Annotated in this window: 21 protein-coding genes; 11 read left to right on the top strand and 10 right to left on the bottom strand. The window is 70.3% G+C overall.

Annotated elements, in window-relative coordinates; translation table 11 throughout:
* Positions 1-26 precede the first annotated feature (26 nt).
* From ACN9MP_RS02630 to ACN9MP_RS02615, 4 genes are all read right to left on the bottom strand, one after another.
* Positions 27-1,577, bottom strand: a complete 1,551-nt coding sequence (locus tag ACN9MP_RS02630) for a M28 family peptidase (protein ID WP_426323694.1) — start codon at positions 1,575-1,577, stop codon at positions 27-29.
* A gap of 123 nt (positions 1,578-1,700) precedes the next feature.
* Positions 1,701-2,561, bottom strand: coding sequence for a 3-methyl-2-oxobutanoate hydroxymethyltransferase (panB, locus tag ACN9MP_RS02625; RefSeq protein ID WP_426323693.1), 861 nt, complete (start codon positions 2,559-2,561; stop codon positions 1,701-1,703).
* Positions 2,561-3,406: a pantoate--beta-alanine ligase gene (gene panC / locus ACN9MP_RS02620; protein ID WP_426323691.1), complete on the bottom strand. Its 846-nt coding sequence runs from the start codon at positions 3,404-3,406 to the stop codon at positions 2,561-2,563. Before panC ends, panB begins: the two co-directional genes overlap by 1 nt.
* Positions 3,403-4,158 carry a DUF2520 domain-containing protein gene (locus tag ACN9MP_RS02615; RefSeq protein WP_426323689.1) on the bottom strand — a complete coding sequence of 252 codons (756 nt, stop codon included), beginning with the start codon at positions 4,156-4,158 and terminating at the stop codon, positions 3,403-3,405. The genes panC and ACN9MP_RS02615 overlap by 4 nt, the downstream gene beginning before the upstream one ends.
* 246 nt (positions 4,159-4,404) lie before the next feature.
* Between ACN9MP_RS02615 and helR the strand changes: the two genes are divergently transcribed.
* From helR to ACN9MP_RS02570, 9 genes are all read left to right on the top strand, one after another.
* Positions 4,405-6,561, top strand: a complete 2,157-nt coding sequence (gene helR / locus ACN9MP_RS02610; protein ID WP_426326169.1) for an RNA polymerase recycling motor ATPase HelR — start codon at positions 4,405-4,407, stop codon at positions 6,559-6,561.
* Positions 6,562-6,581: 20 nt separating this feature from the next.
* Positions 6,582-7,883 (top strand): DUF222 domain-containing protein, encoded by a 1,302-nt coding sequence (locus ACN9MP_RS02605; RefSeq protein ID WP_426323687.1) that lies wholly within the window; start codon positions 6,582-6,584, stop codon positions 7,881-7,883.
* A 630-nt stretch (positions 7,884-8,513) separates the two neighbouring features.
* Positions 8,514-10,112 carry an ABC transporter substrate-binding protein gene (locus tag ACN9MP_RS02600; RefSeq protein WP_426323685.1) on the top strand — a complete coding sequence of 533 codons (1,599 nt, stop codon included), beginning with the start codon at positions 8,514-8,516 and terminating at the stop codon, positions 10,110-10,112.
* 36 nt (positions 10,113-10,148) lie between these two features.
* Entirely contained in the window at positions 10,149-11,084 is a 936-nt protein-coding gene (locus ACN9MP_RS02595) for an ABC transporter permease (RefSeq protein ID WP_426323683.1), read from the top strand.
* Between the two features lie 3 nt (positions 11,085-11,087).
* A complete protein-coding gene (locus tag ACN9MP_RS02590) occupies positions 11,088-11,954 on the top strand; it encodes an ABC transporter permease (protein ID WP_426323681.1) in 867 nt (288 codons plus the stop codon).
* Complete coding sequence (locus ACN9MP_RS02585; protein ID WP_426323680.1) at positions 11,951-13,633, top strand: dipeptide ABC transporter ATP-binding protein; 1,683 nt, start codon at positions 11,951-11,953, stop codon at positions 13,631-13,633. The genes ACN9MP_RS02590 and ACN9MP_RS02585 overlap by 4 nt, the downstream gene beginning before the upstream one ends.
* 32 nt (positions 13,634-13,665) lie before the next feature.
* Entirely contained in the window at positions 13,666-14,415 is a 750-nt protein-coding gene (locus ACN9MP_RS02580) for an HpcH/HpaI aldolase family protein (protein WP_426323678.1), read from the top strand.
* Between the two features lie 41 nt (positions 14,416-14,456).
* Complete coding sequence (locus ACN9MP_RS02575) at positions 14,457-15,782, top strand: NtaA/DmoA family FMN-dependent monooxygenase (protein ID WP_426323676.1); 1,326 nt, start codon at positions 14,457-14,459, stop codon at positions 15,780-15,782.
* Between the two features lie 54 nt (positions 15,783-15,836).
* Positions 15,837-16,040 (top strand): hypothetical protein, encoded by a 204-nt coding sequence (locus ACN9MP_RS02570; RefSeq protein WP_426323674.1) that lies wholly within the window; start codon positions 15,837-15,839, stop codon positions 16,038-16,040.
* Positions 16,041-16,083: 43 nt separating this feature from the next.
* Here ACN9MP_RS02570 and ACN9MP_RS02565 read toward each other — a convergent pair whose 3' ends face one another.
* From ACN9MP_RS02565 to ACN9MP_RS02555, 3 genes are all read right to left on the bottom strand, one after another.
* Positions 16,084-16,551 (bottom strand): hypothetical protein, encoded by a 468-nt coding sequence (locus ACN9MP_RS02565; protein ID WP_426323672.1) that lies wholly within the window; start codon positions 16,549-16,551, stop codon positions 16,084-16,086.
* A gap of 56 nt (positions 16,552-16,607) precedes the next feature.
* Positions 16,608-17,528: a S1C family serine protease gene (locus ACN9MP_RS02560; protein ID WP_426323671.1), complete on the bottom strand. Its 921-nt coding sequence runs from the start codon at positions 17,526-17,528 to the stop codon at positions 16,608-16,610.
* A gap of 61 nt (positions 17,529-17,589) precedes the next feature.
* Complete coding sequence (locus tag ACN9MP_RS02555; RefSeq protein ID WP_426326167.1) at positions 17,590-18,555, bottom strand: squalene cyclase; 966 nt, start codon at positions 18,553-18,555, stop codon at positions 17,590-17,592.
* A gap of 133 nt (positions 18,556-18,688) precedes the next feature.
* Here ACN9MP_RS02555 and corA point away from each other — a divergent pair, with 133 nt between their 5' ends.
* Positions 18,689-19,687 carry a magnesium/cobalt transporter CorA gene (corA, locus tag ACN9MP_RS02550; RefSeq protein ID WP_426323669.1) on the top strand — a complete coding sequence of 333 codons (999 nt, stop codon included), beginning with the start codon at positions 18,689-18,691 and terminating at the stop codon, positions 19,685-19,687.
* 75 nt (positions 19,688-19,762) lie between these two features.
* Here corA and ACN9MP_RS02545 read toward each other — a convergent pair whose 3' ends face one another.
* The 3 genes from ACN9MP_RS02545 to ACN9MP_RS02535 are packed head-to-tail and all read right to left on the bottom strand — an operon-like array spanning position 19,763 to position 23,125.
* Positions 19,763-21,148, bottom strand: a complete 1,386-nt coding sequence (locus ACN9MP_RS02545; RefSeq protein WP_426323667.1) for an ABC transporter substrate-binding protein — start codon at positions 21,146-21,148, stop codon at positions 19,763-19,765.
* Positions 21,149-21,152: 4 nt separating this feature from the next.
* Complete coding sequence (locus ACN9MP_RS02540) at positions 21,153-22,103, bottom strand: carbohydrate ABC transporter permease (protein WP_426323665.1); 951 nt, start codon at positions 22,101-22,103, stop codon at positions 21,153-21,155.
* Positions 22,103-23,125, bottom strand: coding sequence for a carbohydrate ABC transporter permease (locus ACN9MP_RS02535; RefSeq protein WP_426323663.1), 1,023 nt, complete (start codon positions 23,123-23,125; stop codon positions 22,103-22,105). Before ACN9MP_RS02535 ends, ACN9MP_RS02540 begins: the two co-directional genes overlap by 1 nt.
* A gap of 369 nt (positions 23,126-23,494) precedes the next feature.
* Between ACN9MP_RS02535 and ACN9MP_RS02530 the strand changes: the two genes are divergently transcribed.
* Positions 23,495-24,031 carry an NADPH-dependent FMN reductase gene (locus ACN9MP_RS02530; protein WP_426323661.1) on the top strand — a complete coding sequence of 179 codons (537 nt, stop codon included), beginning with the start codon at positions 23,495-23,497 and terminating at the stop codon, positions 24,029-24,031.
* The last annotated feature ends 40 nt before the right edge of the window (positions 24,032-24,071 follow it).

The raw sequence follows: 24,071 nt of genomic DNA, 5'->3' as shown, positions 1-24,071 counted from the left end.
CGCGGCATCCGTCTTCGTCCGTGGACTCAGCGCAGCGCGCGGTTGCCCTTGAACTCGGGCGACCAGGTGCCGAGGGCCTTGCCCTTGGCGGTCCCGTTCACCGCCGACTGCGTGTCGGCGAAGACGAGCGTGGCGTGTGCGGCCGCGTCGGCCAGCTGCTCGAAGAGCACCGGGTCGATGTTGTCGCGGGTGTCGCACGCCTTGTGGTAGCACGGGTCGAAGGCGACGCCGGCGGTGCCGCCGTACAGCGCGACCTGGTCCTCCGACTTGATGTCCTCCGCACCCGAGAACAGGCCTCCCGCGGGGATGCCGGCGCCGATGAACGCGAAGTAGTCGCTGCGACCGTCGAACGCCGTCGGCTCGGTGGCGAGGTTCTGCGCGGCGAAGTAGGTGTCGAAGACGCCCTCGATCACGTTCGAGCCGTTGGGACCGGTCGTGCCGAACCCGCTGCCGTCGCCGTCGTACACGAACCGGCCGCCGTTCGGCGACGCGAGCATGTCGAAGTTCAGGTTCACGGATGTCTGCTTGATCTCCGACTTGCTGAGCTGCGACACGTAGTAGCTCGATCCGAGGAGGCCGTCCTCCTCACCGCTCCAGAACGCGAACCGGATGCGGTTCTCGGTCTGGATGCCGAGGTTCTTCAGCTGCAGGGCCGTCTCCATCAGCGTCGCCGTGCCGGAGCCGTTGTCGTTGATGCCGGGTCCTTCGAGCACGGAGTCGAGGTGCGCCCCGACGACGACGGTGCGGTCCGCGCGACCCGTGGGGGTGTCGGCCAGCAGGTTCCACGTCGTCACGTCGGTCGTGGTGGTCGTCACGTTCAGGCGGAGAACCAGCCCCGCCGTCGTGGCCCATTCCTCGCCGAGGTCGAATGAGGTGCTGACCACGGGCACCGGCGTGTTGGCGCCGGCCCAGTCGGCCGAGCTGAGGGTACCTCCGAAGACGCCGAAGCGGTCGTCGTCGGGGTTCTCGTTGCCCTGGTTGAAGATGATCACCCCGATCGCGCCTGCCGCGACGGCGTTGGCCGCCTTCACGCTGAAGTCGCACGAGCCGCGCTGGATGAGCGCGATCGAGCCGGCGGTGAATCCGGCGAAGTCCGCCGCCTCGCAGCCGCTCGTGGAGGCGCGGTCACCGGCGAGGTTGATGTCCACCGCCTGCACGGCCGCCGTGACGTCGCCGTCGCCGGTGTAGTCCATGGGGTAGAAGTCGTCGAGGAGCGCATACGACGTGGGGGTCGGCGCCGTCTGCTCCAGGGACGCCTCGTCGTAGCTGACCCGCTGGTACTCGAACTCCTGCCGCTGGGTCACGTAGCCCGCGGCCGCCAGGGTCTCCTCGACGTACTCGAGGGACTCGAGGTGTCCCGGCGTCCCGGCGGCGCGGGTGCCGCCGTTGGCATCCGCGATGTCCTGGAGCGCGTCCAGGTGCGTCTGGAGGCCATCGGCGGTGATGGCATCCCTGAGCGCCGAGGTGTCGGGGGCGGATGCCGCGAGCGCCGGTGCACCGGCTGCTGCGACGGCGAGACCGCCGATGATGAGGGCTGACGTGGCGATCGTGGCGCCGCGCCGGTTTCGGTGATTCACTGCTGCTCCTTGGGGTTCGCGGAGGGTGGTGACACGCCAGCGCCGATTTTCGGGCGGCGTCACCCCGGAACCTACCGGGCGCGCGGCGGGCGGGGAAGAGGCAGCGGGCGACGGACGGTGCGCTCAGCCGCGGCCGCGCGCCTCGAGTTCCCCGCGCGCGGCGTCCACGGCCGCCTCACTGGCGGAGTACACGTGCTCCGCACCGGGGAAGACGCCTCCGCGCACTTCCCGCGCGTACGCCTCCACGGCGGCCACCATGTCGGGCCCGATGGCGCCGTATCGCTTGACGAACGCGGCGGTCTTCCCCTCCGTGATCCCGAGCAGATCGTGGATGACGAGCACCTGGCCGTCGGCGGGCCCCGCGCCGATCCCGATGACCGGGATGTCGAGCGCCGGCAGCACGACGGCGGCCACGTCGGCCGGGACGGCCTCGATCACCACGACGCTGGCACCGGCATCCTGCACGGCGAGCGCCTCGCGCACGATGCGCGCGGCCGACTCCGCGGTGCGCCCCTGGGCCCGGAGGCCGCCGAGAGCGACGGCCGTCTGCGGCGTCAGCCCGACGTGAGCCACGACAGGGATGCCCGCCTGGGCGATCGCGCGGATGCGGCTGAGCCGTGCCTCGCCACCGCCCTCGAGCTTGACCGCGTCGGCACCCGCCTCCTTCACGAAGCGCACCGCGGTGACCACGGCCTGCTCGTCGGACACCTCCGTCGAGCCGAACGGAAGGTCGCACACGAGGAAGGCGGATGTCACGCCTCGGCGCACGGCGCCGGCGAGCACCAGCATCTCGTCGACGGTGACGGTCACGGTGGAGTCGTGCCCGAGCACGACCTGCGCAGCGGAGTCCCCGACGAGCACCATGTCGACCTCGGCCTGCTCGGCCGTGCGTGCGGTCGGGTAGTCGTAGGCCGTGACCATGACGATGGGCTCGCGCTGCGCCTTCATCTCGGCGAGACGTTGCAGCGTGACCTGTGCGCGCATCACGCACCTCCTAGAACGGTGTTGTCGATGAGCCGTGTGGACCCGACGCGGGCGGCGATGGCCACCAGCACCGGCCCGTCGACCCGGGCCACGGGTGCGAACGTCACCGGATCGACGAGCGCCACGTACTCGGGACGGATGCCGGAAGCCTCGAGCACGGCGACGGCCCGGGCGCGCAGCGCCTCGGGGTCGGAGATGCCGGCGGCCGCGGCATCCGTCACGTTCTGAAGCGCGTGCGGGATCGCCCGCGCCCTCGTCCGCTCCTCGGGTGACAGGCGCGTGTTGCGGCTGGAGCGCGCGAGGCCGTCGGCGTCTCGCGACGTCGGGCAGATGACGAGCGCGACCGGGATGGCGAGGTCGGCGACGAGCCGGCGGATGACGGCGACCTGCTGCGCGTCCTTGGCGCCGAAGTACGCGCGGTCGGGGAGGGCGGCCAGCAGGAGCTTCGTGACGACCGTCGCGACGCCGTCGAAGTGGCCGCGGCCGCGCTCGGCGCCCTCGAGGGTCTCGGCGATGGGCCCGGTCACGCTGACGGTCGTGGCGAAGCCGGGCGGGTACACCTCGGCCGCGTCGGGGGCGAGGACGATGTCGACGCCCTCCCGCTCGGCGAGGGCGAGGTCGGCGTCCTCGGTGCGGGGGTAGGCGGCGAGGTCCGACTGCTCATCGAACTGGGCGGGGTTCACGAAGATGGTCATCACGACGGTGTCGTCCTGGGCGCGCGAGGCGCGCAGCAGGGTCGCGTGCCCCTCGTGCAGGGCCCCCATCGTGGGGACGAGCCCGATGGCCCCGCCGCGGCGGTCGCTGAGCGCGGCACGCAGCTCGCTCACGGTGCGGACGACGATCACGACGCCCCCCGCTGACGTGCGCGCAGATCCCGTGTCGCGGCGACGAGCGCGTCGAACAGCTCGGCGCGCTCGGGCAGGCGCTCGTGCACCGCCGCCCGCTGACGTGTCACCGTCGCCTCGTCGCCGCGGGCGATCGGGCCGGTGAGCGCCGCAGTTCCGTAGGCGAGCCAGTTCGTCACGGTCGCCCGCACGAGCGGCTCGAGCGCGTGCCGGGGCACCCGGGCGGTGGCCGCAAGGTCTTCGGCGAAGGCCTCGAGGGTGACGAGGAAGTTCGAGGCGATCGAGGCGGCGGCGTGATACGCGGCGCGGTCCGTCTCGGCCACCTCGAACGGGGCCATCCCGAGCCTCTCGGCGAGCGCCCTCGCCGTGGCGAGCGCGCGCGGCGTGGATCCCGCGACGGCCGCCGGGACGCCCTCGAACGACGTGTCGCCGGTGACGGTGGTGAGCGGATGGATGCTGAGGGCCTCGTGAGGCGCGAGCGGCTCGAGGGTCGTCGCACCCGAGAAGTGGCCCACGAGCGCGCCCGGGGTGAGGCGTGCCGCCGCGGCGCCGATCTCGGCATCCGGTACCGCGAGCAGCACGAGGTTCGCGCCGTCGCCGGTGGCTCCGCGGCCGAGCGGGCCCTGCACGTCGGCCCCCGCCGCGCGAAGCGCCGCTGCGACCGACCGCCCGACGCGGCCGTCGCCGACGATCGCGATCGCCGCCCCGACGGCGTCGGGCCCACGCGCGTGACCGGGGTCGAGGTCCGGCATCGTCGTCGTCTCCCGTCGGGCGCGGTATATCTGAACCTGGTTCGAAAATACCGTGTTCCACAGGGCCGGTTCGACGCGACGCCGTTCGCGCACGCAGAGGCGCTTCGTCCCGCATTTCCAGGATACCGGGGAGAGGGTGGCTTGCGGCAAGACCCCCTCGCGGGCGCATACTGGTCGGTCGCGACGCTCCCTTCCCCTCTGTCCGCCGTTCGCTGCGTCGCGGATCCGCCAGGAGTCGATGCCGTGATCTCGCACCTGTCCACCCCTTTCCTCCTCCCCGAACGGCTCGCCGCCAAGGCCGACCCGGTTCTCATCGCGGGCGACGAGCGCCACTTCGCGGCCATCGCCGACAGCCTCCGGCGCTCGATCGAGGGCATCGAGCAGCGTCTCGACGAGCTGCGCCGGCGACCGGGTGGCCACGGCCAGGCCGGGGTCGAGCGCGACATCGAGATCCATCGCCTCTCGGCACGGCTGCGGGTGCTCCGCCGCTTCACGATCGACGCGTGCCTCGGCCGCATGGTGCCCGCCGACGGTTCCGGCCCCGTGTACATCGGCCGCTTCGGGCTGACGGATGACGGGGGCAGGCGCCTGCTCGTGGACTGGCGGACGCCCGCCCCAGAGCCCTTCTTCGCGGCCACCCACGCGCATCCGTCGGGCCTCGAGAGCCGGCGTCGGTATCGATGGACGGGTGGTCGCGTGACGGACTACTGGGACGAGGTGTTCACGGCCGAGGGTCTCGCCCGCACCGCCGCGCTCGACGACCAGTCGGCCTTCATCGCGAGCCTGGGGGCCAGCCGGTCGCCGCGCATGCGCGACGTGCTGGGCACCATCCAGCGCGACCAGGATGCGATCATCCGGGCCGGCTCCCGGGGCGCGCTCGTCGTGGACGGCGGACCGGGCACGGGCAAGACGGTGGTCGCCCTGCACCGCGCGGCGTACCTGGTGTACTCCGACCCGCACCTCGGCGAAGGGCGCGGAGGCGTGCTGTTCGTGGGTCCGAGCGCCGCCTACCTCTCCTACGTCGAGGACGTGCTCCCGAGCCTCGGTGAGCAGAGCGTCCAGACCTGCACGCTGCGCGACCTCGTCGCGGAGGGGGCGACGGCGCGACCGGAGGCCGACCCGCTCGTCGCCCGGCTGAAGGCCGACGCGAGGATGGTCGAGGCGATCGAGCCCGCCGTCCGGCTGTACGAGGAGCCGCCGGCCGAGGGGCTGGTGGTCGAGACGCCCTGGGCGGAGCTCTGGCTGAGCCCGCGCGACTGGGCCGAGGCGTTCGCGTCGGCCGAGCCCGGCCTGCCGCACAACGAGGCGCGCGACCAGGTGTGGCAGACGGTGCTCGACATCCTCACCGATCAGGCCGACGGCGAAGAGGTGCCGCTGGTCCCGCTGCGGCGAGCGCTCGCCCGCCACGACGAGCTGCGGAGCACCTTCGCCCGCGCGTGGCCGCTGGTCGAGGCATCCGTCGTCGTCTCAGACCTGTGGACCGTGCCCGCCTACCTCCGCCGGTGCGCCCCCTGGCTCGCACCCGATGAGGTCGAGGCGCTGCAGCGCGCGGCGGCCGCGGCCTGGACCACGTCGGATCTTCCGCTGCTCGACGCGGCCCGGCGCCGGCTCGGCGACCCGGCGGCCTCGCGCCGCCGGCGGCAGCGCGAGGTGCAGCTCGCCGAGGAGCGCGAGTACATGGCGCAGGTGGTCGACCGCCTGAAGGAGGCCGGCGACGAGATGATGCAGTGGCTCGACGGCGACGACCTGCGTAACAGCCTCGTCGACGAGTCGGTGCTCGAGGCCACGGATCCGGACCTCCTCGCGGGACCTTTCGCGCATGTCGTGGTCGACGAGGCGCAGGAGCTCACCGATGCGGAATGGCGGATGCTGCTGGCCCGCTGCCCATCGCGCAGCTTCACGGTGGTCGGCGACCGGGCGCAGGCCCGTCACGGGTTCCGCGAGACCTGGCAGGAGCGGCTGGAGCACGCCGGCCTCACGGACGTGCACATCGCCTCGCTCACCGTCAACTACCGCACGCCGAGTGAGGTGATGGCGGAGGCCGAGCCGGTGATCCGCGCGGCGATCCCCGACGCCAACGTGCCGGCGTCGATCCGCTCGTGCGGTGTGCCCGTGGTGCACGCGCCGGTTCTCGAGCGTGACGCGGTTCTCCGCGATTGGCTCGCGACGCACCCCGACGGAACCGCCTGCGTGATCGGCGACCCTTCGTTCGTGCCGCAGGAGCGGGTGCGGTCGCTGTCGCCGGAACTCGCCAAGGGCCTCGAGTTCGATCTCGTCGTGCTCGTCGAGCCGTCGGCGTTCGGCGACGGGATCGAGGGTGCGGTCGACCGGTACGTGGCGATGACCCGCGCGACCGAGCGCCTGGTCGTGCTGGAGGGAGAGGCGCGAGGCCGAATGTCGTAGGTATGTTCTAGTCTCGGCGTATGTGCACGACCGACGCGCTCCACTGCGACGACGCCGCGATGATCGTCGTCGAGCTCGATCGCGTGCGGCGCGCGCAGGCGGCACTGGAAGCGGAACGCACCCGGCTGCTCGACGAACTGCGGCGGGTCAGCGAGGCGCACGAGCAGCAGATCCTGTCGTACGAGCCGGGGTCGCCGGCCGCGGCGAGGGCGGCGCGGGGCAAGGATCCGGCGACGGATGCTGCGGACTGGGTGGCCCGCTCCACCCGCGCCGAGGCCGCCTGCGTGCTGCGGATCACCGAACGCCAGGCCGCGGAACTGCTCCGTGAGGCCCGGGTGCTGTGCGCCGACCTGCCCGCCACCCTGACCGCGCTGGCCTCGGGGGAGATCTCCTACCGGCACGCCGCGGCGCTGGTCGAAGACGCCGAGATGTTCTCGCCGCTGCACCGGGCCGCGTTCGAGGACGCGGTCCTCACCGGCCGGCTGGATATCACCGCGCACCGGTTCGCGCACCGGTTCCGGCGGATCCGCGAACACCTCGACCCCGACACCATCCAGGAACGCGCCGACCGCGCGGTGCAGTCCAGGGACGTCAACGTGCAGCCCGCCCGCGACGGCATGGGCTGGCTGATGGTCTACGGCCCGATCATGCAGATCCAGCTCGCCCACACCCTGCTCACCGGCACCGCCAAAGACGAACGCGACGCCGGCGACCCGCGCACCCTGGGGCAGTTGCGCTTCGACACGCTCATCGACGCCCTGCTCCGCAACGACCGCCCCGTCGGCGTGCCCGACAGCGCCGACCCCTCGAAGTCGCTGCGTCCGGTCCGCGTGAACGTCACCCTCACCGTCCCCGCGCTCACCCTTCTCGGTCAGAGCGACGAGCCCGCCGTGCTCGACGGATACGGGCCCGTCCCCCTCGACGTCGCGATGACCCTCGCCGCCGGCGCCACCTCGTGGCGGCGCGTGCTCACCCACCCCGTCACCGGCATCCGACTGGTCTACGACCGCACCACCTACAAAACCCCCGCAGCGCTCCGCGCCTGGCTCGCCGACCGCGACGGCACCTGCCGGTTCCCCAGCTGCGACACCCCCGCGACCCGCTGCGAAACCGACCACAACCACCCCTGGGAATACGGCGGCTGCACCGACCACGACAACCTCGCCCACCTCTGCAAGAAGCACCACCGCCTCAGACACCACACCCGGTGGACGGCACGCCTCGACGACGAACTCCTGGTCTGGACCAGCCCCACCGGCCGCGAATACACCACCACCGGCCGGGAAGACCGTGCCCCCGCACCCACGCCCCTCCGCACCTGAGACTCCGTGCGCCGCACCGGTGGGGACGTCGATCAGGTCACCCTCCGCCACCTGCTGTCGATGACGAGCGGCATCGACCTGCCCTGGCCCGAGACGATGACGGCGACGACGAAAAAGGCATCCAGTCGCGGACGTTGGAGCCCACCCACGGACCGCGGGCGCCGTTCGTCTTCACGACTGGATGCCGTATCCGGTGCCGAGGAAGAAGCCGAGATGAAACATGTGCGAACGCCTGCCTTTCTGTCGTTGACCGCAGCGCCCTTCGGGGAGACGTCCGCGCTGCAGTGCAGTCAGCGAAGGGAAGGTTTCCTGACCGCGACATCGGCGTCACTACTCGATTGCGCAACCGCGTAACGGCCGGGAGGCGCGGATTTCCGCGGGTCCCCGACCATTGCGCCACCCGGCGCCCACGGCGCGTGTTTCGCGGCGTTTCGCGTGCTCGAGTGGCGCAATGCGCGTGCACCCGCGGAATTCCGGGCGCCGCCGCCCTCTGCGAAGTAGCGCAATCGAGCCGTGACGATGGCGTCCCGCTCACGAAACACGCTCCGCGTTGACTCCATCCCCAATGGGGTGCCCGATCGCCGGCACGCTCCATCCGTCCCTAGCCCGCGTTTCGGAAGGACCCGTCCCATGCCCCATCTGTCTCGGCTGAAGAAGTCGGCCGCAGCGACGACGATCGTCGCCGCGCTGGCGCTCGCCGGTTGCTCCGGCGAGTCCACCGCCTCCCCCACCCCCGGCGCGAGCGGCGCCGGGGAGCCCGTGGAGGGCGGCGATCTCACGATCGTCTCCCTGGGCGAGATGACGTGCGTCGACCCCTGGCAGACCGTCATCCGCGTCGCCCTGCAGTGGCACCGCCAGGTCGTCGACTCGCTCATCTACGAAGACCGCGAGGGGGCGTTCCACCCCTGGTTGGCGGAATCCTACGAGGTCAACGACGACGCCACGCAGTTCACCTTCACGCTTCGCGACGACGTCACCTTCTCCGACGGCTCCGCGCTGGACGCCGAGACGGTGAAGGCGAATCTCGACGCGCTGGACGCCGACCCCCGCTACACCATCGCGCAAGGGTTCCTGTCGTCGTACGCCGGGACCGAGGTCGTGGACGAGCACACCGCCGTGGTCTCGTTCGACGAGCCGAACGCGCCGTTCCTGTACGGAGTTTCCACCCCGAACATGGGCATCATCTCGACGGCGTCGGCTGCTCTGGATGCGGGGGCGCGCTGCCAGGGCGACGCCTCCGGCTCGGGACCGTTCGTCCTCGATGGCTTCCGCTCCGGCGAGCAGGCGGTGCTCGCCCGCAATGACGACTATGCCTGGGCGCCCGAGGGCCTGGAGAACAAGGGGCCGGCCTACCTCGACACCATCACGGTGAACCAGGTCGCCGACCAGACGGTCATCGGCCAGACGGGCCTCGCCGGCGACGCGCAGATCGTCCACGGCGCCGCCGACCCGTTCGTTCCGCAACTCGAGCAGGCGGGATGGCAGCGCTTCAACGAGCCCGACCCGGCATCGGTCAGCTCGTTCATCTTCTACCCGGGCAACGGCATCGCCGGCTCCGACGAGGCGGTCCGCCAGGCGTTCAACCTCGCGCTCGACCGCGAGGAGCTCGTGGCGGCCACGGCCTCTGCCATCTACAGCGAGCCCTCGGGTGTCCTGAACACCGCGCACCCGTACTTCGTGGACCAGTCCGACCTGCTAGAGCAGGACGTGGATGCGGCGAACGAGTTGCTCGACGACGACGGCTGGGAGGTCGGCTCCGACGGCATCCGCACGCGCGACGGCGAACGCCTGAGCATCGAGGCGATCGGCAACGCTGCCATCGGCGACGCGCTCGCGGTCGCGGCGCAGCAGCTCGAGGAGGTCGGCATCGAGCTGACCATCCGTCCGGTCACGTTCACCGAAGAGGCCGCGCTGCGCGCCGAAGGGCGCCTCCAGGTCCGCGTGAACCAGCAGACCGGCGCCGAGCCGACCGTGCTGCCGCTCCTGTTCGACGGCAACCTGCCCGAGGGCATGGAGGATCTGGTGGCAGCGCAGGCGTCGACCGTCGACGTCGAGACCCGACGCGAGGCGGCGGCCGAGATGGAATCGCTGCTCCTGGAGGACGGCTGGCTCGCGCCGCTGTGGCAGTCGGTGAACCAGCCGGTGTACGCGCCCGAGGTGCACGGCGTCGTCCGCGACGTGGGAGGGCTGTTCATGCTCGGTCAGGTCTGGCTGGACCCGCAGGACTGATCCGGCTCCCGCGACAGAACGGACGGAAAGGCTCTCGTGCTTCGATACCTCGGCTTTCGCCTGGGCCAGGCGGTGCTGGTCATCCTCATCGCCTTCACGCTGACCTTCTTCCTGCTGTTCCTCGCGCCCGGCGACGCCGCGCTCGCCCGCATCGGCGGAGACGCGTCGGCGTCGCCGGAGGAGCTGGCCGCCCTCCGCGCGGAGCTCGGTCTGGATCAGCCCTGGTACGTCTCGTACATCGGCCAGCTGGGGGCGCTGCTCACCCTGCAGTTCGGGGAGTCGCTGCGCAACGGCCGGCCGGTCACGGAGATCATCGGCGAGGCCCTTCCCAACACCGTCCAGGTGGCCGGGCTGTCGATGCTCCTCGCGATCGTGCTGGGCGTGGCGATCGCCGTGACCGCGACCTACACACGGGCCCGCTGGCTGCGAGGGATCCTGCTGTCGCTGCCGGCACTCGGTCTGTCCATCCCGACCTTCTGGCTCGGGGTGCTGATGCTGACGATCTTCGCCTTCCAGCTGCGCTGGTTCCCCGCGTTCGGCTCGGATGACCCGCTCAGCGTCGTGCTGCCGGTGATCACGCTCGGCATCGTGTGCTCGGCGGGCATCGCGCAGGTGCTGGCGACGTCGCTGCTCGAGGCGAGCCGCTCGCCCTACGCGTTCACGGCGATGACGAAGGGAGCCAGCCGCTGGCGGCTCCTGCTGCGTCACTGCCTGCGCGCCGCGTCCGTCCCCATGCTCACGATGGTGGGGCTTCTCACCGGTGCGCTCCTCACGGGCTCGGTCGTGATCGAGATCGTCTTCTCCCGCTCGGGCATCGGTCGCGAGATCCTCCAGGGGGTCGACGTGAGCGACTTCCCGGTGGTGCAGGGGATCGTCATGATCTGCGCCATCATCTTCGTCGGCGTCAACCTCGTCGTCGATCTGCTCTATCCGGTACTCGACCCGCGCATGCGCGCAGCGATGAGGGGCTGAACGGTGGTCGCCGTCACTCCCGCCACCGACGTCTCGCGTGGGCCGTCCGTCCTGATGCGCCTGGGCGCTTTTCTCCGCCGCGAAACGATGACCGCCGTCGCCATGCTCTTCCTCGCGCTCGTCCTGCTCGTCACCTTCGCGCCCGGGGTCCTCGCGCCGTTCGATCCGCTCGAGACCGACCCGCTGCAGGCGTTCCTGCCGCCGTCCTGGCCGCACGTCCTCGGCACCGACAGCGTGGGCCGCGACGTGCTCTCGCGCATGATCTACGGTGCGAGCGCGTCGATGCCCGCGGCTCTTCTGGCGACAGGGCTGTCGCTCGTGATCGGCGTCCTCCTGGGCCTGCTCGCCGCGACCTTCGGCGGCTGGGTGGATGCGGTGGTCATGCGCGTCTTCGACGCCGTGCTGGCCATCCCGGGCCTGCTCATCATCTTCGCGTTCCTCGCGGTGCTCGGTAACGGCATCCTCCCCATCGCGGTGGCGGTCGGTGTCGGCGGGGCGGTCTCCTTCGGGCGGCTCATGCGCGCGGAGGTCTTCCGCGTGCGCTCACTCACGTACGTCGAGGCAGCGCGGGCGAGCGGTGTGCGCGGGTTTACGATCGCCCGGCGCCACGTCGTGCCCGGAGCCATCCGGCCGATCATCGCGCTGACCGCTCTCGACCTCGGCGCGGCACTGCTCACGATCGGCGCGATCGGCTACCTCGGCTACGGCGCGACGCCGCCCACTCCCGAGTGGGGGGCGATGGTGGCCGACGGTCAGCGGTACGCCACGGGAGCGTGGTGGCTGAGCGTGGTGCCCGGCGTCACGTTCATCCTCATCGTCCTCTCCGCCAACCAGATCGCCCGCTACTTCGAGCAAGGGGACCAGCGATGACGATCTCGCCAAGCGCGTCCGCGATCGCCGCCCTGCCGTCAACGCGGGGCGGCGAACAGGCCGATATCCAGGACCTGCGGGTCGCGTATCGTGTCAAAGACGTCGAGATGCCCGCCTTGCGCGACGTAGCGCTACGCGTGCATCGCGGCGAGATCGTCGCGATCGTCGGTGAGTCGGGGTCGGGTAAGTCGACGCTCGCCACCTCCATCGTGCGGCTGCTGCCGCCGAACGGCACCATCGAGTCCGGATCCATCTGGGTCGACGGCATGGAGATGACCGCGCTGAGCGAGAAGGAGCTGCGTCGCGTCCGCGGGCGTCGGATCGGCTTCGTGCCCCAAGACCCGATGACCTCCCTCACCCCGACCGCCAAGATCGGCCCCCAGGTGATGGAGACGATGCTCGTGCACGGCACGCACACGCGTGCGACCGCGCGGGCGAGGGCCGCGCAGCTGTTGACCGAGGCCGGCCTGCGCGATGCCGAGCGGGTGATGGACTCGTATCCGCACCAGCTGTCGGGGGGCATGCGGCAGCGCGTCCTCATCGCTATCGCCTTCGCGGGCGACCCCGACCTGATCATCGCGGACGAACCGACGAGCGCTCTCGACGTGACCGTCGCCCGCGCGGTCATGGACCAGCTGTCGTACCTCGTCCGCGAGCACCACAAGTCGCTGCTGATCATCACGCACGACCTCGCCATGGCTCTGCGTCGCGCCGACTACATCGTCGTGATGCGGAGCGGCCGCGTCGTCGACAGCGGCACGGCGGAGCACCTCGAGACGCGCAGCACGCAGCCGTACGTGGGCGAGCTGCTGGAGAACTCCCCTCACCTGCGCGTGGAGCAGGCGGCGCACGGGGCCTTCGTCGAGCCGCGCATCCCCCGGGCGCTCTTCGAAGACACCGGTGAGTCCGCGCTGCTGCGGGCCACCGGTCTGCGCAAGGTCTTCCGATCCGGCCACGGCCGGAGGGCGCGGGAGGTCGTCGCCGTGGACGACGTCTCGCTGGCCCTCCCCGCCGGGGCGACGTACGGCATCGTCGGCGAGTCGGGGTCGGGCAAGTCGACCACCGCGCGCATGGTGCTGCGCTTGGAGGAGGCGACCGCGGGCACCATCACGTTCCGCGGCGAGGACGTCACCCTCGCCAGGGGCGAGCGACTCCGCCAGCTGCGCCGTGAAGTGCAGGTGGTCTACCAGAGTCCGTTCGACTCGATGAACCCGCGGCTGACGGTCGGCGCGATCATCGACGAGCCGGCTCGCGCGTTCGGGCTCGGATCGAAACAGCAGCGACGCCAGAAGGTCCTGACGATGCTCGACGCGGTGCGCCTGCCCGCCGACTTCGCGCGCCGCCACCCCGCGGAGCTGTCGGGCGGCCAGCGCCAGCGCGTCGCCATCGCCCGAGCGCTCTCCATCGAGCCCGCCCTCGTCGTGCTCGACGAGGCCGTCTCGGCGCTGGACGTGCTCGTTCAGGCGCAGATCCTGCGGCTGCTCCGCGAGCTGCAGGAGGAGTTCCGCCTGGCGTACCTCTTCATCTCCCACGACCTCGCGATCGTGCAGGACTTCGCGGACTACGTGGCGGTCATGAAGGACGGCCGCGTGGTGGAGACCGGCCTGCCCGGCGACGTCTTCGGCAACCCGCGCGAGCCGTACACCCGAGAGCTGCTGGCGTCGGCACTGCACCTGTGAGCCTGGGCCCGACCCGCGCAGAAAGGACGGACATGACTCGGACCGATCGATACCGCGAGCGGCTCGCGGAGGGGGCGCGCCCGACCGCGGGCATGTGCACCGGCCCCGACCTCCTCATCGCCGAGGCCTTCGCTCAGAACTTCGACGCGGTCATCGTCGACCTCCAGCACGGCTCGGCGGGCATCGACCGGCTGCACGCCCTCGCGCTGGCCGTCGAACGGCATGGGGCGGCGGTGTTCGTCCGCGTCTCTTGGAACCAGACCGCCGAGATCATGCGCGCGCTCGACCTCGGCGCGACCGGGGTCATCGTCCCGATGGTGGAGACGGCCCATCAGGCCGCCGAGGCGGCGTCCGCGATGCGGTACCCGCCCCTCGGCGTCCGCTCCTTCGGCCCGATGCGCCCCGGCTCGCTGCCGCCGGCGGAGGCGAATGCCTTCGTGCAGCTGTTCCCGCTGGTGGAGACGGTCGCGGGAATGGCGAATCTCGACGACATCCTGGCCGTCGACGGGGTTGACGGGGTCTACCTGGGCGTTGGCGACCTCGGCGTCAGCATGGGCCTGGGCGCCGGGGCGTCCTACCGCAGCGAGGAGATCCGCGCGGCGGTCGTAAGGGCCGTCGCGGCGGCCCACGCCCGCGGCAAGCTGCTGGTCACCAGCGCTCCCGACCGCACCTTCGCGGACGGGCTGTACGACATCGGGGTCGACGTCGTGATCGTCGGCCTCGACAAGGCACTGCTGTACGACGGCATCCGCGGCCTCGCCGCACGTCCGTCAGCCGAATGAGGGCGTTCAGAAGCACCCACGACAACGGAAAGAGGAACAACATGGCGCATGGACACATGATCCTGTCGGCGATCCTGCAGCCCGGCGGGTACGACGCCCGAGCGTGGCGCCTGCCCGACAGCCGGGCCGAGGAGATCGGGACGTTCGGCATCCTGTCCGAGATCGCACAGCGCTACGAGGCGGCGAAGCTCGACTCGCTGTTCATGGCCGACACCATCTCGGCGCGGCCGCTGCTGACCGGCGACGTCAAGCTCGGCGCGCCGTATGAAGCGCTTACGGCCCTGTCCTCCCTCGTCGGGGTGACCTCGCGCATCGGCTTGATCGCGACGATGTCGACCACCTTCAACCACCCCTTCACCCTCGCCCGCCAGATAGGGGCGCTCGACTCCCTCAGCGGGGGCCGTGCCGGCTGGAACATCGTCACTTCGAACGGTGCCGGCGAGAACCACGGCATCGAGCTGCCGAGCAAGGTCGACCGTTACCGGCGGGCGGCCGAGTTCGTCGAGGTCGTCCGGGGGCTCTGGACCGCGTGGAGCGACGAGGCGGTCGTGGTTGACCGGGAAGGCGGTCGCTGGCTCGATTCCGAGAAGCTGCGAGGCATCGATCACACCGGCGAGTTCTTCCGGGTCGAGGGGTACACGAACCAGCGCCGCTCTCCGCAGGGGCACCCCGTCCTCATCCAGGCAGGCCAGTCTGAGAGCGGGCTCGACTTCGGCGCGGACGTCGCCGAGATCGTCTACACGGTCAACCCGCAGAAGGAGAAGGCGATCGAGTACTACGGCGCGTACAAGGCGAACGTCGCCTCCAGGGGGCGCAACCCCGATCACGTCAAGATCATCCCGGGCCTCAGCCCCTACATCGGCCGCACCGAGAAGGAGGCGCGAGACCTATACGAGAGCCTCGTGGAGTTCATCGACTTCGACGACGCCCGCGTGACGCTCTCGCGCAACCTGGGCGCCGACGTGTCCGATCTCGACCTGAACGAGAAGATCCCGCTCGAGCGCTTCGAGAACATCCCCGACGCCACCGTCGGGCGTCTCGCGGTGTACCGCCACCTGACGGTCGAGGAGGACTACACGCTCCGCGACATCCTCATCAACTGGCGCAGCGTCACCGGGCATGCCGCGATGGTCGGCACGGCATCGCACGTCGCGGACCGCATGGTCGACTGGTTCGAGTCGCGCGCGTGCGACGGCTTCAGCCTCAACGCCCCGACCTTCCCGGCCTCGGTCGACGCGATCTGCGAGCAGCTCGTGCCCGAGCTGCAGTCGCGGGGGTACTTCCGAGAGGAGTACACCGAGACGACGCTACGCGGACACCTCGGCCTGCCGGTTCCGCCCGCGTGGGATGCGGTGGCCGAGGCCTGAGCGACGGGGCGCGGTCAGGCGGGGGCGGGGTGGGGATCGTCGAACATCGTGAAGGTGGCGCGGTCCGCCCTCAGGGCGTCGAAGGCGATCTCCACCGGCCTGCCGTCGTCGTCGTGGATGAGCTGCCCGCGACGCAGCACCGGCGCCTACGGTCAGCTGGTCATCTTCGCGGGCGACGCGGTCGTCACGATCACCGCGGACGACCACTTCGGCGCTGACCGCATGGCCGTCTTCGCCGTGAAGACGGTTCACCACTGATCCAGCTCGGCATCGACGACGACACTCCGTGCCGTGACGAGGCTCAGCTGCGCTGCACGTAGTGGCGCACGGCGTCGTCCCTCTCGACGAGGAACCGGTCGTCCTCCGGGTAGTAGACCGCCTTGTCCACGTCGTCGCCGGCGAATCCTCGGATGCTGTCCAGGCTGTCCCACCGCGAGACCGTCAGGATCTCCGTCAGGCCGTCGGCGAGTTCGCGCGTCAGGGTCCACGCGTCCTTGTTCCCGGGAGTCGCGCGGTACTCCTCGATACCCGTCCGCTCGACATAGTCGACGTACTCGTCGCGGTCCTCCGTGCGGATCACTCCCCGCCACACGCGAACGATGTGCTCGTGGCGGGTGTGGTCTTCGACGTCGGGTTCCGCCCGGGCGACGTCGGCGACGTCTTCCTCCGGGCGAGGCGGGATCGTCTCGTCGATCTCGAGCTCGGGGATGCTCGGCTCGCCCGGTTGCGGAACGTGGGCGTGAGAGAAATGCTCGTCATACCCCGACACGGCGGCTCCTTCCGTCGGCGACATTCACAGCGTAGATCCACGCCAGCGTGCGCGGTTCAGACCCGCAGCTCCTCCGGCAGCACCACCACATCGACAAGTGCCCCGTTGCGCCACACGGTCATCTCCATCCTGCGCCCGATCGCGCCCTCGACCATGCGCCGTTGCAGGGCCGTCGGGTCCGCGATCGCGACGCCGTCGAGCGAGAGCACGATGTCGCCGGTGCGGGCACCGGCCGCAGCGGCGGGGCTGTTCGGTGCGACGGAGACCACCTGCATGCCGACCCGGGAGCCGGCTTTCGCCGCGACGTCGGGGCCGAGCGGCACGGTCGACCCGGCGATGCCGAGCCAGGCCCGCCGCACCCGTCCACCGGTGCGCAGCGCGGCGATGATCTCGCTCGTCGTCGCGTTGATCGGCACCGCGAGCCCCAGCCCGATGCCGGCGACCGCCGTGTTCACCCCCACCATCCGCCCGGCGCTGTCGGCGAGCACGCCGCCGCTGTTGCCGGGGTTCAGCGCCGCGTCGGTCTGGATCACCTCGTCGATCACGCGCCCCGACCGGGTCGGCAGCGAGCGTCCGAGAGCCGACACGATGCCGGCGGTGACGCTGCCCGAGAACCCGCGGGGGTTGCCGAGCGCCACCACGAGCTGCCCGACGCGGAGGCCCGCAGCATCGCCCATCCGCACCGGCGGCGGGGTGTCGCCCTGGGCGTGCAGCACGGCGAGATCCGACAGCGGGTCGGCCCCCACCACGGTCGCCGCTGCCACCGAGCCGTCGTGGAATGCCAGCTCGACCACGCTCGCACCCTCGACGACGTGGGCGCTCGTGAGCAGATGCCCCTCGTCGGTGATGACCGACGCGCTTCCGGCGCCGGCTCCCTGCCTGGTCTGCACGCTCACGGACGCGACCGAGGGCAGCACCGCCTGCGCCACCCGCATCACCGTCGAGGAGTACGCGTCGAGCGCTTCCTGGTCATCCACGTCACCAGTGTCGACCCGTGACGGATGCTGCGGCCGAGGTTCGCCGAAGGCGGAAGGCGCGTCAGGCCGAGGCATCCCACCACTCCAGCACCCGGGTGCCGAACAGCGTGAGCCACGGCGACGGCTCGCCCTGGGCGGCGTCGACGTCGAACCAGGTGCGGCCGGGCAGCGGTTGCGACTGCAGCCAGGTGCCGTCGGGCTGCCGAGCCGATCTCACCACCTCGACGGCCTCGCCCAGCCGGAGATCGGGCGGCGTGCCCTCCACGAAGGCGACGTCACGGAAGTGGTCGAGCGCTGCGAGGGCGCTGTAGCGGTGCCGGTTCGGATACACGAAGCGGGCCACGAACTCGCCTACGAGCTCCCCCGTCGTGAGGCGGAACATCAGCCGCCGGGCGAGCAGGTACTCCTCGCCCGCATGACGTGCGTCGCGCATGCTCGTGTCACCCGTGATCCGCTCGTACGCGAGGATGCCGCGCACGGCGTTGAGTGTGGAGTGGAAAGAGGAGCGCACCGAGTCGCCCTCCTCGGCCTCGCAGTTCCAGCCGCCGTCGGCGAGGCGATGGGCGGGGAACCAGTCGACGAGCCGCGACACGTCGGCGCCCAGCCAGGCGCCGGTCGCGAGCGTGTAGGAGTTGATGCAGACGTCGACCTCGCCGCCCCAGTACGGCAGGTCGTCGCACTCCCAGCGGCAGCCCGCCGCCAGCTTCTCGGCGGTCCCGGCGAGCACCGAGGAGTCGAGGCCCCACTCGCGCAGGTCCTTGAGAACCCAGGTCGTCGCGGTCCATGGCTGCCCCGGCTCGTCGGCTTCGGCACTGCCGAAGAAGCCGGCCGGGAAGAAGGCGCCGCCCGCCCACTGACCGTCGTCGTCCTGCTCGGCCAGCAGGCGGGCGCCGAAGCCGTCCGTCGCGACCCGCGCCCGCGTGGCCTCCCACACCTCGGGCGGTGCGCCCGCGACATCGCGCTCGACCTGCCACCGCAGCGCAGGGTCGGAGTCGAGCAGCCAGTCGAGCACGCGCGCGTCGGTCATCATGGTGGCAGGGTAGTCACCCCGCCCGACAACCCGCCCCCGTGTCCGGGGAGCGCCGGAGGGGCGGCATCCGTCCGTCATGGATCCGTGAGGATCGTTGCCCGCCGGCTCGCCCGGCGGGGAGAATAGCCGGATGCCCATCGTCGACAACGGCGTGTACGTCGCCGGAAAACGGATCGAGAACCCCTCGAGCCTCACAGAGACCTTCGAGTACACGCGCGCTCACCACGGGATGGCGTGGATCGGCCTCTTCCGTCCGACGCCGGAGGAGATCGCACAGGTCGCCGACGAGTTCGACCTGCACCCGCTCGCCGTCGAAGACGCGCTCACGGGTCACCAGCGAGCCAAGCTCGAGCGGTACGGCGACATCCTCTTCGTCGTGCTGCGTCCGGCGAGGTACATGGACGAGACGGAGTCGGTGGAGTTCGGAGAGCTGCACGTATTCGTCGGGCCCGACTTCATCGTGACGATCCGCCATGCCGAGTCGCCGAATCTGAGCGTCGTGCGTCATCGCATGGAGCGCGACCCCGAGCTCCTCGCGAGGGGCCCGGAAGCCGTGCTCTACGCGATCCTCGACGAGGTGGTCGACGAGTACACGCCCGTGATCGAGGGCGTCGAGAACGACATCGACGAGATCGAGGACGCCCTCTTCGAGAACGGCGGGGTCGCCCTGTCCAAGCGCATCTACGACCTGTCGCGCGAGGTCATCACGCTGCAGCGGGCGGTCGCGCCGCTCGGCGACATGCTCGCCGCCCTCCAGCGCGGCGCCCCCAAGTACGAGGTCGACGCCGAGCTGCAGCATTCACTGCGCGACGTGCACGACCATGCGCTGCGGATCATCGACAAGACCGCCGCCTTCCGTCCGATCCTCGACAACGCGCTCACCGTGAACGCGACGATCGTCACGCAGCGCCAGACCGAGACCGCCCTCGTGCAGAACGAGCAGGTCAAGAAGATCTCGGGCTGGGCCGCGATCCTGTTCGCCCCGACGCTCGTGGGCACGATCTACGGCATGAACTTCGAGTTCATGCCCGAGCTGACCTGGACGTTCGGCTATCCGATGGCCCTGGCCCTCATGGCGGCAACGAGCGTCACGCTCTACAGGATCTTCCGCAAGCGCCACTGGCTCTGACGCCGGGACACGTGAAGGGGGACGGATGCCGCGGCCGCAGCATCCGTCCCCCATTCCGGGCGCGATCGCTGAAGGTCAGCCGCCCGCGGTCGCGTTGTCGTAGGCGCGCATCGCGGCCTTCTGGGCCTCGGCGAGCGCGTCCTTCGCACTCTTGTCGCCCAGCAGGGCCGCCGTGATGGCGTTGTTGAGCTCGTTCTGGATGTCCTGACCGGCGGGCGACGAGCCGAACGACTGCCCGTAGTCGAGCACGTCGTAGTACGTCGAGATGGTCTGGTCGAACCCGGCGTTGCCGGACTCGACGACGTACTCGTCACGGATCGACTGGTCGGGGCCCGGGGATCCCGTGAAGAGACCGGTGTTGATGCCGCCGTCACCCTTGCGGGTCTCGGCGCGCGCCGCTGCGGCGGCGGCCCAGGCGTCTTCGCTGGTCAGGTCGATCATCCACGCGCACGCCGCGGCGGGGTTCTTCGCACCCGCCGGAATGACGAATGCCGAGCCGCCGGCGACCGAGAACGGCTCGCCGTCGCTGTTCTTGAACGGCACCGCCTCGATCTGGATCTGGTCGACGTACGGCGACAGCACGTTCGGGTACCACTGCGCGTTCACCTGCGCGCCGACCTGGTCGGTGACGAACTGGTTGTTGTCACCGAAGGTGTCGAACGAGTCGGTGAAGCTCTTCACCGCCGCGTATCCGCCCTGGGCGTCGTTGATCTTCTTCAGCAGGTCGATCCCCGCGACGTTGCTCGGGTCGTCGAGCGTCGGCGCGCCCTTGTCGTCGGTGAGCTGTCCGCCCATGCCGAGGATCCACAGCGGCGCCTGGCCGGTCGAGACGGGGTCGAAGCCGAGCCGGCTGGGAACGCCGCCGGACTCCTGGTACATCTTCGCGATGGCGCCGAGAAGGGCGTCAGGATCGGAGGTGTCGATCTCCTCGCTGGTGACCCCCGCCTGGTCCATCACGCGCTTGTTCAGGATGATGGCCGGCGGCTGGTAGAACTGCGGCACCGCCCAGATGGCGTCGTCGTACCGCACGTCGTCGACGACGAACGGGTACCAGTAGTCGTCGGGCTTGACGTCCTGCGCCTCGAAGCACTTGTCGAGCGGCACGATGAGCCCTTGCGCCGCGTACTGCGTGACGTAGCGGCGGTCCATCTGCACCACATCGGGCACGTCACCGCTGGCGATGCGGGTCGTGAACTTCTGCGCGTCGAACGCGGTCGCGTCGAGGTCGACCTTCACGTCCGAGAGCTGCTCCTCGGCATAGTCGAGGCGCGACTGACCGACGTCGTCGGCGTTCTCGAAGCCCCATGCCGAGAGGTCACCCGTGGGGTCGGCGGTGAAGTCGGCTTCTCCACCTGCTGTGCTTCCCCCGCCGCCACCACCGCCGCAGCCGGCGAGCAGGACGGCGGATGCCGCGACCGCGGCGATTCCGATCATGCGCTTGCGCATCTTCTTCCCTTTCATGTGATCAGCCCTTGCGGCCCTGTGTGGCGACGCCCTCGATGAAGTACCGCTGCCCGAAGGCGAAGAGGATGAGCATCGGGAGGGTGACGAGGAGCGACGCCACCATGACGTACTGGTAGTCGCCATGACCGCCCGCTGTGGGGCTGTATTTGGTCATCGCGTACGCGATGCCGAGGGGAGCGGTGAACTCGTCCACCGATCCGGCGTTGAGGTAGATGAGCGCGGCCTGCAGGTTGTTCCAGCTCGCCTGGAACTCGAACAGGAACACGATGACGAACGACGGGATCGACAGCGGCATCGCGATCCGCCAGAACAGGCCCCAGTAACTGGCACCGTCCAGTCGCGCCGCCTCGAAGAGTTCCTTGGGCAGCCCCAGATAGAACTGCCGCTGCAAGAAGATGTAGAAGGCGGAGCCGAACAGGTTCATGCCCCACAGCGGAACCCACGTGCCGAGCAGTCCCGTCTCCTTCCAGATCAGGTAGATCGGGATCATGGTGACGGCGCCCGGCAGCATCATCGTGGCGAGCACCAGGCCGAACAGCACTCGGCGGAGCGGGAAGCGGAAATAGGCGAACCCGAACGCGACGATGGAACTCGAGATCGCGACGGTGCCCGCCGCCAGCACCGCGATGGCGACGCTGTTGAACATCCAGCTGAGAAGCGGCAGCTGGTTCCACACCTCGACGTAGTTCTCGGGCATGAAGGTCTTCGGGATGAGCGAGTTGTCGAAGACTTCGCCCTTCGGCTTGAAGCTCGCCGCGAGCAGCCAGGCGAACGGGTACAGGAACAGCAGCGCGAAGCCCGCGAGCAGGATCGTCAGCACGATGCGGCCGGCGAAGGTCTTCGGCTGCGCGAGCCCCCGCCGCCAGCGTGACTTCTTCGTGGCGGGCGCCGCGGCGGCCGCCGCCTCGGGAAGCGGGCGGCTGACGCCGGGGGTCTCCAGCGACGTGGCCATCAGCGGTCTCCCTCGTAGTACACGAAGCGATTGCCGAACTTCACCTGCACGACCGTGATGATCAGGATGATCACGAACAGCAGCCACGCCATGGCGGCGGCGAACCCGAAGTTGAACTGACGGAACGCCTGCTGGAACAGGTAGATGGCATAGAAGAGGGAGGCCTCCGGCGAGGCGTTGCTCTGATCCCTCCAGAACAGCAGGTAGGCCTGGTCGAACACCTGGAAGGCGGCGATCGACAGCACGATGATGTTGAAGAACATCGCGCCCGAGATCATCGGCAGGGTGATCGAGAAGAACTTGCGGACCGGCCCGGCGCCGTCCAGCGAAGCGACTTCGTAGAGCTCCACCGGAACGTTCTTCAGCGCCGCGAGAAAGATCACCATCGTTCCGGCGACCGTCCACAGCGTCATGATCACGATGCTCGGCTTGACCCAGGCCGGATCGACCAGCCACTGGGGGCCGCTGATGCCGAAGATCCGCAGGCCCTGGTTGATGGCGCCGGTGTTGCCGTTCAGCAGCAGGAAGAACACCGCGGCCGTCGCGACGGCGGGCGTCATCTTGGGCAGGTAGTAGAGCGTGCGGAACGCTCCGGCCCCGCGGCCCACGCGATTGAGGAGCATCGCCAGCACCAACGCGAAGATGATCTCGAGCGGCACCGCCAGGACCGCATAGAACAGCGTGTTGGCCAGCGAGACCCCGACGCGCGGGTCGTCGAAGAGGTTGGCGTAGTTGGTGACGCCGACCGGGCGAGCCGTGTTCGTGGCGAGGTTGTAGTTGCTGAACGAGATGTAGAGGCTGTAGACCATCGCGCCGGCCGTGAAGACGAGGAAGCCGATGATCCAGGGCGAGATGAAGAGGTAGCCCGCCAGCACCTCTCGCTTGTCGTAATGCTGCCTGACCTTGGGAGGCCGGTCTTTTCGGCGCGGGCGGCGGGGGCGGCTCCGCCGCCCCTCGGTGCCGGTGTCGGACGCTTCCTTGAGCGCCTCGACGACCGAGTCGTTCTGCGAGGTGACACTCATCTTCTGCTCCTGCACAGTTCGGCGACCGTGAAGTGGGCACGGTGCGCGATCATGGGGCGATGCTAAGGACGTTCTGCCCCGTTGCAACGGGGCTTGCGCACAGAACCGCTTCTGTGCTTCTCCCGCGAGATAACCGGCTGGTCGGGGCACGATCCCGGGCCCTCGTCCGCACGCCATGACCGGCACGATCGATCGCGAGCGGATCGACGTGTCGTCGGTGGTGACGTGACGGCGTCCCGAGCGCTGTCGACACGGATGACGCCGCATGACTTCGATCGACGCCGCGTGACGGCCGAGAGGCGCGGTCGCTCAGGGTCGCCCTAGCGTGTTTCGCGTCTCGCTCGTCCGTCCGATCTCTGGGAGGCCGCCATGTCATCGATCGTCGTTCTCGTCGGAAACCCGCAGCCCGCCTCGCGCACGCGTCTGGTCGCCGAGGAGCTCGCGCGGCAGCTCGCCGCCCGCGGCGGGGCCGAGGTCGAGGTCGAGGCGACGATCGATCTCGCCGATGTGGCGGGCTCGCTGTTCCGCTTCCCCGACCTCGTCGTCGACGCGCTGCTCGAGCGGGTCGCCCGCGCCGACGTGCTGGTCGTGGCGAGCCCCACGTACAAGGCCACCTACACGGGGCTGCTGAAGGCCTTCCTCGACCGCTACGGCTCCCATGGGCTCGCGGGAGTGACCGCCGTGCCGCTGCTGACGATCGGCGGGCCCGGCCACGCCCTCGCGGTCGAGCATGGCCTGCGGCCGCTCCTCGTCGAGCTCGGCGCCTCGACGCCGACGCGCGGCCTGGCCTTCCCCGCCGGCGAGACCGAGCGCCGGGAAGAGATCGTCAGCGCCTTCCTCGAGACCGAGTGGTCGCGGCTGGCCCCGGCGCTCGGGGCGCCGGCTGAACCGGTGCGCGCCGGCTGACCCCGAGCGGCCGTTCTCACCGCGTCCTTCGCGGCAGGCG

Origin of the sequence: Microbacterium sp. E-13, from assembly GCF_049912955.1 — a bacterium.
Classification (GTDB): domain Bacteria; phylum Actinomycetota; class Actinomycetes; order Actinomycetales; family Microbacteriaceae; genus Microbacterium.
This window is presented reverse-complemented; position numbering and strand designations above follow the sequence as displayed.